Genomic DNA, 11421 nt, shown 5'->3' on the forward strand with positions numbered 1-11421 from the left:
CCGAGACGGCGCCCTCTACGACCCACCAGCCCAGCAACTACCCGCCGCCGCTTGACACACCACATAGGGGCACCCCCACACACCCCCTTCACCGAGACCGGCACTTGTAACGCACCGAAACCGGCACTAATGACGTGCCGAGACCGGCACTAATGACGTGCCAGGTCTGTCGGTGTGGTGGCCGGTGCGTGCTGGCGCCGAGGGGTTAGGTGAGGCCGGGTTCGGGCCGTGCCGTGTGTGGCTGCCCGGCCAGGACGCGGGCGAATGCGGCCCCGACGTCCTAGCCGCCAACGGCCCGGACTCCCGTCATCGGGATCGAACACGATACCTTGACGCCAGACTCCTGATCTGCCTTGGTCAAGTACGCCCCTTTGTGCCTGAGACCCCGCGTAAAGCAGAGGGCCGAGGATGAAAGGGTCGTATTCGAGCGCCACCTGCCGGAGCGAGCCTGGGCAGTGCGCTTACCGCAGTCCCCGCGGACGAGTGTCGCACCGCTTTGAGAACGCTCAGCAGGCGCCGACAAACGCAGTCGGTGCCCCAAACCCCGCGGGCGCTGGGGTAGTGAGCTTCTTGCCGGCCTTGTGCTCGGCCGACGTCTCCGGGGCGCCGCGGGTGCTAGGTCACGGCAGTATTCGCCCCGTCGTATCGACCGGTCTGGGCACGTCATTAGTGCCGGTTTCGGTGCGTTACAAGTGCCGGTTTCGGCATGTTATTAGTGCCGGTTTCGGTGAATGAGGGGGCAGGGCTTGTGCCGATGTGCGCGGGGTGGCTACGCCGGGGTGTCGCCGAACCGAGGCTTGAGCGGCGTCGCTCCGTCTGAGCCTTCCATAGACACCGGAGCCTCCCTTTATTCCTGAGTCGGGTCGACTCAATCCTGCTCACGCCCACTGCGAACAGGGGCATCACCGCTGCCTCTGCGCCGTTAGCCTTATCAGCGCGTGCCCCGCGTTCCCTCTTCCGGCCCACGTCCGGGCCCGGGTAACGCCACCACCAACCGCACGTGCCGAGGAGCAATCAGCGATGTTCGAACGCTTTACCGACCGCGCCCGCCGCGTCGTCGTCCTGGCCCAGGACGAGGCCCGCGCGCTCAACCACAACTACATCGGCACCGAACACCTCCTTCTGGGCCTCATCCACGAAGGTGAGGGGGTTGCCGCCAAGGCGCTGGAGTCGATGGACATTTCCCTGGATGCCGTGCGTGCCCAGGTCGTCGAGATCATCGGCGAGGGGCAGTCGGCCCCCAGCGGCCACATCCCCTTCACGCCGCGTGCCAAGAAGGTACTCGAGCTGTCCCTGCGCGAGGCGCTGCAGCTGGGCCACAACTACATCGGCACCGAGCACATCCTGCTCGGCCTCCTGCGCGAGGGAGAGGGCGTGGCCGCTCAGGTGCTGACCAAACTCGGCGCCGACCTGTCCACCGTCCGCCAGACCGTCATGCAGATGCTCTCCGGTTACGAGGGCAAGGAGACCGTCACCGCAGGCGGCTCCAATAAGGAGGGCACGCCGTCCGGCTCGGCCATCCTCGACCAGTTCGGCCGCAACCTCACCGCCGCTGCGCGCGAGGGCAAGCTGGACCCGGTCATCGGCCGCCACAAGGAGATGGAGCGCGTCATGCAGATCCTCTCCCGGCGCACCAAGAACAACCCCGTCCTCATCGGTGAGCCCGGTGTCGGCAAGACCGCCGTCGTCGAGGGCCTGAGCCAGGCCATTGTTCACGGGGACGTGCCCGAGACCCTGCGGGACAAGCAGCTGTACTCCCTGGACATGGGCTCGCTGGTGGCGGGCTCGCGCTACCGCGGTGACTTCGAGGAACGCCTCAAGAAGGTCCTCAAGGAGGTCCGCACCCGCGGCGACATCATCCTGTTCATCGACGAGATTCACACCCTCGTCGGCGCGGGCGCTGCGGAGGGCGCGGTCGACGCCGCCAGCATCCTCAAGCCGATGCTGGCCCGCGGCGAGCTGCAGACCATCGGTGCCACCACCCTGGAGGAGTACCGCAAGATCGAGAAGGACGCCGCCCTGGAGCGCCGCTTCCAGCCGGTCACCGTCGAGCAGCCCTCCATCGAGGAGACCATCGACATCCTCGGTGGCCTGCGCGACCGTTACGAGGCCTTCCACCGCGTGGTCATCACCGACGACGCCATTGAGGCGGCCGCCAAGCTGGCCGACCGCTACATCAACGACCGCTTCCTGCCGGACAAGGCCATCGACCTCATCGACGAAGCGGGCGCGCGCCTGCGCATTCGCCGCATGACGGCCCCGCCGGAGCTGCGCGAGATTGACGACCGGATCGCCGTCGTCAAGCGGGAGAAGGAATCGGCCATCGACGATCAGGACTTCGAGCGGGCCGCATCCCTGCGCGACGACGAGCGCCGTCTGGGCGAGGAGCGCGCGGAGAAGGAGAAGGCCTGGAAGTCCGGTGACCTCGACCAGGTGGCCGAGGTGGATGAGAACCTGGTCGCCGAGGTGCTGGCCATGTCCACCGGCATCCCCGTGGTCAAGCTGACCGAGACCGAGTCCGCCAAGCTGCTCGGCATGGAGAACGAGCTGCACAAGCGCATCATCGGGCAGGATAAGGCCATCGAGGCGCTGTCGAAGTCGATCCGGCGCACCCGCGCGGGCCTGAAGGACCCCAAGCGTCCGGGTGGTTCGTTCATCTTCGCCGGCCCCACCGGCGTGGGCAAGACCGAGCTGGCCAAGGCGCTCGCGGAGTTCCTCTTCGACGACGAGGACGCCCTCATCCAGCTGGACATGTCTGAATTCGCCGAGAAGCACACGGTCTCGCGCCTGTTCGGCGCGCCTCCCGGCTACGTCGGCTACGACGAGGGCGGCCAGCTCACCGAGAAGGTTCGCCGCCGGCCCTTCAGCGTGGTCCTCTTCGACGAGGTGGAGAAGGCCCACCCGGACATCTTCAACTCGCTGTTGCAGATTCTGGAGGACGGCCACCTCACCGACGCCCAGGGGCGTGTGGTCGACTTCAAGAACACCGTCATCATCATGACCACCAACCTCGGCTCCAAGGACATCGGCAAGTCCGTCGCCACGGGCTTCCAGTCCACCGAGGGCGGCACCATGGACTATGAGGAGATGAAGGCCCACGTCAACCGGGAGCTCAAGCAGCAGTTCCGCCCCGAGTTCCTCAACCGCGTGGACGACCTCATCGTCTTCCCGCAGCTGACCAAGGCCGAGGTGCGCCAGATCGTCGACCTCATGATCAAACGCCTTGCCGAGCGCCTGGCCGATCAGGAGATGAGCATCGAGCTGACCGACGCCGCCAAGGAGCTGCTCGCCGAACGCGGCTTCGACCCGGTGCTCGGCGCCCGCCCGCTGCGCCGCGCCATCCAGCGCGACGTCGAGGACGCCCTAAGCGAGAAGATTCTCTTCGGCGAGATCGAACGGGGCCAGAAGGTCCTGGTCGACGCCGAGGGTGAGGGCATCCTCGGGGAGTTCACCTTCCGCGGCGTCCCGCGCCAGGAAGAGGAGGACGCCGTGCGTGAGGCTGAGGAGATCGCCTCGGCTGCGGCCGAGCCTGCCCAGTGAGGCGCTTCGTGCAATTGATAGCGCACTGATTGCACCGCAGTGTGGTGGGGTCGCCCAGACATGGGTGGCCCCACCACTTTTTAATAATTCAAATGGTGTAGGTGGCGATATGCGGTTTCCGTATTGCTGAAAAGACCATGGAAGTCCGCGGGCGACGACATGAGCGCGCCGATTGGTGACGCGGACGCTGCGGAATCGACGGTTATCAAAGCCCTCGACGATAATGGGCTGACGGTACAGCCGATGCTTGAAAGCGCTGAGATTCTGCCGATGAGTTCCGGTGCCCGCCCGCTGCGTCAGGAAATGTCAGGACTAATGAATGGGTGGACGCGACACGGCGCTAGAAAGTGGCGGTGGGACTGAAGTCACATTAGAGTGTGCGATGTCCAAGCGCAGGGCGCACAGCTCACCAGAATCAGAAAGAGGCGACGATGCCCAAGTACGTGTACCGCTTCAGCGAGGGAGACAAGGATCAGAAGGACCTCCTGGGCGGTAAAGGGGCCAACCTCGCCGAGATGACCCGCCTCGGCCTGCCGGTCCCGCCCGGCTTCACCATCACCACCGACGCTTGCCGTGCCTACCTGCACGACGGCGTCGTCCCTGAAGAACTCGCCGTCCAGGTCACCACCGCCCTGCGGCAGGTGGAGGAGGAACTCGGACGCCAGCTCGGCGACGCTAAGGACCCGTTGCTCGTCTCCGTCCGCTCCGGAGCCAAGTTCTCCATGCCCGGCATGATGGAGACCGTTCTCAACATCGGCCTCAACGACGCCTCCGTGAAGGGGCTGGCCGCGGTCTCCGGGGACGAGCGGTTTGCCTGGGACTCCTACCGCCGCCTCATCCAGATGTTCGGCAAGACCGTCCTGGACGTCGACGGCGACCACTTCTCCGCCGCCCTGGACGCCAAGAAGGCCTCCCGTGGCGTCAGCCTCGACTACGAGCTGGACGTGGCGGCCCTGACCGAGCTGGTCGAGGAGTACAAGGAGATCGTCCGCACCCACGCCGGCATCGAGTTCCCCCAGGAACCGCGCGTCCAGCTGGACATGGCCACCGAGGCCGTCTTCCGCTCCTGGAACACCGAGCGCGCCCACATCTACCGTCGCCGGGAGAAGATCCCGCACGACCTGGGCACCGCCGTCAACGTGTGCACCATGGTGTTCGGCAACATGGGGGAGACCTCCGGCACCGGAGTCTGCTTCACCCGCGACCCCTCCACCGGCCGCTCCGGGGTCTACGGCGACTACCTGGTCAACGCTCAGGGCGAGGATGTGGTTGCCGGCATTCGCAACACCCTGTCCCTGGCCGACCTCGAGCGCTTGGACAAGACCAGCTACGACGAACTGCGCGCGGCCATGCGCAAGCTGGAGACCCACTACCGCGACCTGTGCGACATCGAGTTCACGATCGAGCGCGGAAAGCTGTGGCTGCTGCAGACCCGCGTCGGCAAGCGCACCGCGGCGGCCGCCTTCCGCGTGGCTACGCAGCTAGTGGACGAAAAGCTCATCACCATGGACGAGGCGCTCACCCGCGTGACCGGCGACCAGCTCAACCAACTCATGTTCCCGCAGTTCGGCGACGACGCCGGCCGCGACCTGCTCACCCGCGCTATGCCAGCCTCCCCGGGTGCCGCCGTCGGTCACATCGCCTTCGACAACGCCGAGGCCATCGCCCGCGCGGAGGCCGGCGAGTCCGTCATCCTCGTGCGCCGTGAAACCAACCCCGACGACCTGCCCGGCATGGTCGCCGCTGCCGGCGTGCTCACCGCTCGCGGCGGCAAGACTTCCCACGCCGCCGTTGTCGCCCGCGGCATGGGCAAGACCTGCGTGTGCGGGGCCGAGGCACTCACTGTCGACGCCGCCTCCCGCACGCTGCGCGTGGCCGGACGGGACCAGGTATTCACCGGTGACGACGTCATTGCCATCGACGGCACCACCGGGGAGGTCTTCCTCGGTGAGGTCGCCGTCGTTGACTCTCCGGTCATGACCTACCTGCGCCGCGGCCTCGAGGAGGCCCTGAACACCGCGGGTGACGACGACACCCGGGAGCTGATCACCAGCGTGGACCGCATCATGCGCCGGGCCGACGAGGTGCGCCGCTTGCAGGTGCGCGCCAACGCCGACACCCCCGACGACGCCCGTCACGCCATGCACCGCGGCGCCCAGGGCGTGGGTCTGTGCCGTACCGAGCACATGTTCCTCGGTGAGCGCAAGCAGTACGTGCAGAACCTTATTTTGGCCGAGACCGACGCCGAGCGCGAGAGTGCGCTCGCCGCCCTGCTGCCGCTGCAGAAGGGCGACTTCGTCAAGATGTTCGAGACGATGAACGGTAAGCCGATGACGGTGCGCCTCATCGACCCGCCGCTGCACGAGTTCCTGCCCGACCTGACCGAACTGAGCGTCAAGGTCGCACTCGACCGTGAGCGCGGCACCCTGGACCCGGCCGACGAGCAGCTGCTGGCGGTGGTGCGCCGCAACCACGAGGCCAACCCCATGCTCGGCCTGCGCGGCGTGCGCCTGCTGCTCACCCTGCCCGGGCTCATCGAACTGCAGGTGCGGGCCATCGCCGAGGCGGCCGTGGAGCGCCTGCGGGCCGGCGGCGATCCGCACCCGGAGATCATGATCCCGCTCATTGGCTCGGTGCGGGAGCTGCAGCTGGCCCGTGAGCGCGTTGAGGCCGTCCTGGCCGAGGTCTCCGCCGAGTCCGGCTACGAGCTCAACTTCCCGATCGGCTGCATGATCGAGTTGCCCCGCGCCGCTGTCACCGCGGCGCACGTGGCCGAGGAGGCCGACTTCTTCTCCTTCGGCACCAACGACCTGACCCAGACCACCTGGGGGTTCTCACGCGACGACGTCGAGGCCTCCTTCGTGGGGCGCTACATCGACGGCGGTATCTTCGGCACTTCCCCGTTCGAATCCATCGACGTCGACGGCGTCGGCGGCATGGTGCGCCTGGGGGTCGAGGGTGGCCGGTCGACCAAGCCGGGCATGAAGATGGGCGTGTGCGGCGAGCACGGCGGCGACCCCGACTCCATCGCCTTCTTCCACCGCGTCGGCCTGGACTACGTGTCCTGCTCGCCCTTCCGCGTGCCGGTGGCGCGCCTGGAGGCCGGCCGGGCCGCGGTGCTGTCCCCGGAGCAGGGGGCATAACCGGGGCCCCTGCGGGAGGAGAATCCGCGTATACGTGGGTGCGGCGTCGGACCGGGTGACGAGCCCGGCCCGGCGCCGCATTCGTTGTTTTGCGCGGTGACGAGGTGCCGCGGGGAGTTCTACCCACCAGTACGTGTGGCGAATCGTTGCCGTGGGGTGATACTGTCGCAATACCTGTGTAAGCGCGCGGACCAGACACCCTGAGGAGATGGTCACATGGCGGACAAAGAAACGCTCACCGAGCTGAAGGACTTCGTCGACGAGAGAAATCGATCGGCAGGCCTGGTCGATCCTTATGCCTGTACGATCACGGAGGGTCTGTACGCGTGGGTCAACGCTTCCGACACTTGGGTCGGGCCGCTTGCGGATGATGAGTCGGCGAATACAAAAACAGAGATTGACGCATTAATTGCCGTCTTTGCAGGTCTGAGCGAGGACCTGGAATCGGCGATCGCCACGGCCGAGAGCAGTGAGGACGCGGACTAACGCTAAGCACACCAGCGATCACCCCGACGATGAGCGAAGAGCCGAAGGACGCACAGACATGACGAAGGTGTACCTCGATGTGGAGAAGCTTGAGACCGCTATCGAGCATATCCGCAACGTGGCGGATGATGCCGAGAGCGCAAGAACGGCAATCGACAGGGAATTCACCGCCCAAGGCGTTGATCTTCCCGAGAGCAACTTCAGCGGAGACGCATCGACCGCGATAGACAACGTCAACCTCAGAGCGGATGAAATCGAGTCCTGCAAGGACGAGATTGTCCGGCTCAACGAGTCGGGAATCGCCGGCATGAACGCGGACGGTGTCATCACCTATGACCTGCCGGATACCGTGACCATCAGTTCGGCGCAGGACTTCAGTTCGGTGGTGCAGGCCGAGATCGACGCGGACAAGGCCAAGAACGCCACGGGTGATGAGTTGCTGGAGCTTATGAATGGGTCGGTGGCGGATCGTCGGGATGATGAGGTCTATGCTGCTGCGTTCGCTGATGCCATGGGTCCGGAGGCCATGGCGGATCTGGCCTACAGGATTGATCAGCAGCGGCAGTCTTTGGCCGAGACTGTTCCGGCCTATGACCCGGATGACCCGGATACCGATTACGTGATTCGCTGGCAGCAGGCGAATGATGCATGGCTGTCGGCGCAGGCGACGCTGTCCATTTGCTTCGGTACGGCGACGAGTTCTTCTGCTTGGACGCCGCAGCATCGCAGCGAGTATGCGGAGGGTTTGGCAGAACTAGTGACTGATGAAAGCCAGCCCTACTACATGCCGCTTGGCTTCAATCTGCTGCTGGAGGGCGCCGGCCGGACGGCGGCGAATACGGTTGAGGTCGACGGCGAGGCAGTGCAGGCAGGAGGAGAGTTCGACAAGAACTTCCTGCTGGATCTGGGGTATGCCATGCAGGAGCATGAGCAGTCCCGCGACGGCCTTCCGATATGGCAGATACAGCGCATGAAAACCACGTCTTCGGAGGGAACGGTGGGTGACTGGGATCCTATGGCCGGGATCCTCACTGCGATGGGGCGGCAGCCTGCGGCCGCTCTGGACTTCATGGCGCCACCGGTTGATGCCCGGGCTACGGAGGAGACCGTTGAGGTAGATGACGGCACGCTGGAGTGGCTCAAAGGACGCGATTGGGATTCGACGAGCTTTGAGGCGTTCACCGCGGCCTTCGCCGGTGCCTCGGAGTATCGGCAGAAGACACCGGGAACTACCGATGAGCGTGCGGCGTGGCTGACGGAGCAGGCGGTGGTGGATATGGCCGGGCGTAAGAGTGGCTTGTGGACGGATGTCTCACGGCAGAACGCGGCCGTGGTGCTGGCCAACTCCATGCAGGAGGTCGACGAGGCCGCCAACGGTGCCGTGCGAAGTGGTGAGTCGTCCGAGTTCAACGCATACATGCCTGCAGGCTGGGAGGAGAGGAACGAAGAGGCGATACGTTCACTGCTTCAGGAAACACTCAAGGATGACGTCGCACTGGAGACTGTCTCGGACGCCGCAGGCAGATACACATCCCTGCGTCTTGACAGTTCCTTGGATGCTCTGGGCGAGGATGCGAGTTATGCGGACGCCTTTAACCAGGTGTCCCAAACGCGTTATTCCGACGGTCGACTGCTCGGGTATATCCAGGGAGCTGCAGAGAAGGGAAGAGGGGATGCGGCGGCGCAGCAGGACGGTACCAACCAGATGATCCTCGATGCTTTCGGCAAGGGACTGAGTCTCATCCCGGGGCCCCAGTCCCCCCTGATTGGGAAGGCCATGGGTATTGCGGAGTCCTATGCGCTTGATGCTGCGGGTGATGCGCTCCCGGATTACTCGCAACAGGCCCAAGATGAGGCGATCGACATGCAGGATGAAGTCAAACAGCGGCTCCTGGCTGAGGCGTACATCAAGCTGGAGCAACGCGATCTTCTTCCTGAGGGCGCTTATGAGAATAAGGATGGGAATCCCTATGTTGGTTACGACCGTTGGATGAGTCCGGGCGATAGTGTGGGTCAGCGCATTGATGCCGAGGCTTTGTTCTCGGATCCTGACAATATGGCGGAGTTTAACGGCTGGATTCAAGATGACAGCGATCTCGCGGGGGTCTCGAGTGGTGCCCGGGACAGTGGAGATGGGTTCGATGACGGTCTTAATCTGGGGAAGAGGTGAGCGTGGTGTCTATTTCGGGTGCTGCGCGGGTCTTGGTGCGCCCGCTGCTGGTGGGTGTGGTTTTTTCGGCCGTGGCCTGTGTCGGCGGGTGCGCAGATGATTCGGTGGCCGGCCCGTATTGTGGGATCATTGCCGAGGAAGACGTGATTCCTATTGTTGGAAGAGTTACCGAAGTTGAAGATCATGCGTCCGCTGTTTTGAAGTGCGATATCACGGGGGAGCGGGGAACGCTGGTGGCCTACGGCACCGATGATTCCTGGGTGCGGTTCGGGCGTGGCGGTAATAATGCGGTGACTACGCTGGAGGCTATTACGGGTGGTGAGGGGCGCGAAGTTCCAGGAACGGATGCTCGCGTGTTCTCGCTTGTTGATGATTCATATCCGGATGCCTATGCCTATTGGTTTGAAGGTCGTGCGGCATTCGCGATGTACACGGTGGGTACTGATGGTGTAGATGAGTCGACGGCTGCTGAGTTGGAGGAGTTGGTGATCAAGTACGCCCCGCAGGTGCTGGACGGAGTCGCGGCGCGCACGGAGGATCCGGGTCCCAACCGGAACGATCCATCCGCGACGCCAACGGCGACGGCGACCGCAGAGCCGTCCTCGGCCGACCAGTAGCGTGTCCGTCACCGGTCATCAGTCGGCGCTGAGCCCGGTTCCGGGGACTGGCAGTGCCTGCCGATACGGTCGGCGCTCTGACAGAATCGTGGTATGACAGCAGCCAGCACTTTTCGGTCCGCCGATTCCCAGGCTGCGGGAACCCGCGCACCGGGTGCGGTGACACCGGCGGCGCTGTGCGAGCTCACCGAGGCGCTGCGTGAGCGGATGGCCAGCGTCGTCGTCGGCAAAGCCGAGGCGATCGACACCCTGCTGGCGACCTTCCTCGCCGGCGGACACCTGCTCATCGAGGACGTCCCCGGCGTCGCCAAAACCACCCTCGCCCTGACGCTAGCCCGTTGCCTGGACCTGCCCGCCTCTCGCATCCAGTTCACCGCCGACCTGCTGCCCGCCGACGTCACCGGGGTGAGCGTCTACGACCAGGCCGCCCGCGAGTTCCGCTTCCACCCGGGCCCGGTGTTCGCCGGCATCGTCATCGCCGACGAGATCAACCGCGCCACCCCGCGCACCCAGTCGGCGCTGTTGGAGGCGATGGGGGAGGGGCAGGTGAGCGTGGAGGGGCGCACGCTGCAGCTGCCCGACCCGTTCATGGTGGTCGCCACCCAGAACCCCCTCGACATGGAGGGCACCTTCCCCCTGCCCGAGGCCCAGCGCGACCGCTTCATGACGCGCCTGGCCATCGGCTACCCCGACGCCGCCGCCGAGGAGACCATGCTGTTGGCGCGCGGCGGAACCGACCCGTTGAGAGACATCGCCCCCATCGCCTCCGAGGACTCCGCCCGCGCCGCGCGCAAGACGGTGGCCGGATTGCACCTGGACGCGGCGGTCGCCCGCTACATCGTCGCCCTGGTGGCGGCCACCCGCCACGACGAGGCCATCACCCTGGGTGCCAGCCCCCGCGCCGGCCTGCATCTGGCCGCCGTCGCCCGCGCCCGCGCCGCCATGGCCGGACGCGGATTCGTCTCCCCCGACGACGTCGCACGTGCCGCCGACGACGTGCTCGCCCACCGCCTGGTCCCGGCGGGCCGACACCCCTCGGCCTCCGCCGCCCTGAACGCCGCCTCGGCCGCCCTGTCCCGCATCCTCGCCCGCACGCCCGTTCCCCGGGGGAATTGAGCGCATGGGGACAGCCCGCGAAGCCATGCCCGCGCCGGTGATACCCCCGGGAGTGGCGGGCGGCTGGGCCACTGCGTCCGCGTACTCTGGCCGGCTGCCTCGCCCGCGCCGCCTGCCGTGGGCGGCGCCGACAAGTGCCGGATGCCAGGTGCTCGTGCTCGCCACCATCCTGACCGCGGTGGGCACCTACCTCGGCCTCGGGCTGGCCCGGAACCTGGGTCTCCTCCTGCTGGCGCTAGCGACGGCGAGCCTGGCCACGGCCTGGGTCGGGGCGCTGATCGCCCGCCCGCTCGCCGGCCTGGCCCGGCCCGGCGTGCTGCACGCCGGCCCGGGCCAGGCCGGCGTGCTG

General features: G+C 66.0%; 7 protein-coding genes. All 7 read left to right on the forward strand.

Translation table 11 applies throughout. The features are described from left to right. Positions 1-1020: 1020 nt before the first annotated feature. Positions 1021-3540, forward strand: coding sequence for an ATP-dependent Clp protease ATP-binding subunit (locus RWX45_RS01095; protein ID WP_316021948.1), 2520 nt, complete (start codon positions 1021-1023; stop codon positions 3538-3540). A gap of 431 nt (positions 3541-3971) precedes the next feature. Then, positions 3972-6683 carry a pyruvate, phosphate dikinase gene (gene ppdK, locus RWX45_RS01100; protein ID WP_316021949.1) on the forward strand — a complete coding sequence of 904 codons (2712 nt, stop codon included), beginning with the start codon at positions 3972-3974 and terminating at the stop codon, positions 6681-6683. Between the two features lie 216 nt (positions 6684-6899). Next, positions 6900-7169, forward strand: a complete 270-nt coding sequence (locus RWX45_RS01105) for a hypothetical protein (RefSeq protein ID WP_316021950.1) — start codon at positions 6900-6902, stop codon at positions 7167-7169. A gap of 58 nt (positions 7170-7227) precedes the next feature. Beyond that, on the forward strand, positions 7228-9339 hold the full coding sequence (locus RWX45_RS01110; protein ID WP_316021951.1) for a DUF6571 family protein: 2112 nt from the start codon (positions 7228-7230) through the stop codon (positions 9337-9339). A gap of 2 nt (positions 9340-9341) precedes the next feature. Further along, positions 9342-9956 (forward strand): hypothetical protein, encoded by a 615-nt coding sequence (locus RWX45_RS01115; protein ID WP_316021952.1) that lies wholly within the window; start codon positions 9342-9344, stop codon positions 9954-9956. Between the two features lie 93 nt (positions 9957-10049). Continuing rightward, positions 10050-11072 carry an AAA family ATPase gene (locus tag RWX45_RS01120; RefSeq protein WP_316021953.1) on the forward strand — a complete coding sequence of 341 codons (1023 nt, stop codon included), beginning with the start codon at positions 10050-10052 and terminating at the stop codon, positions 11070-11072. A 154-nt stretch (positions 11073-11226) separates the two neighbouring features. Beyond that, on the forward strand, positions 11227-11421 hold a 195-nt coding region (locus RWX45_RS01125), incomplete at its 3' end, for a hypothetical protein (protein ID WP_316021954.1).

The organism is Actinomyces sp. MRS3W (assembly GCF_032465695.1).
Taxonomy (GTDB): domain Bacteria; phylum Actinomycetota; class Actinomycetes; order Actinomycetales; family Actinomycetaceae; genus Actinomyces.